Origin of the sequence: Psychrobacter sp. 78a-MNA-CIBAN-0178 (genome assembly GCF_040309625.1) — a bacterium.
Lineage (GTDB): Bacteria > Pseudomonadota > Gammaproteobacteria > Pseudomonadales > Moraxellaceae > Psychrobacter > Psychrobacter okhotskensis.
The window spans coordinates 1-252 of sequence record NZ_JBEOOZ010000170.1; the positions used below are offsets into that span (position 1 = coordinate 1).

Here is a 252-nt window from a genome sequence, read left to right on the forward strand (position 1 = left end):
GTCGTAGCCTTTAATTTTAAAGGTACCTTCTTCAACTATATGCCCTTTACATGCTGGGTTATTACCACACACATGTAGTTTACGGGTTTCGTCAATTAGGTATGAGTCCATTGCAGTTTCACAAATAGGACAACGCTTCATCTGCATTAATTTTTCGGTTTCTACGTCTTCGACATCAGCAGCAACCGCTTCATCGCCCGACACTAAGTTCATTGTTGTAGTACAACGCTCTTTTGGCGGAAGGCTGTAACC

At 42.5% G+C, this 252-nt stretch carries 1 protein-coding gene; it reads right to left on the reverse strand.

The genetic code is table 11. From position 1 onward, the window contains the following. On the reverse strand, window positions 1-252 hold a 252-nt coding region (locus AAEY80_RS14715), incomplete at both ends, for a hypothetical protein (RefSeq protein WP_350588624.1).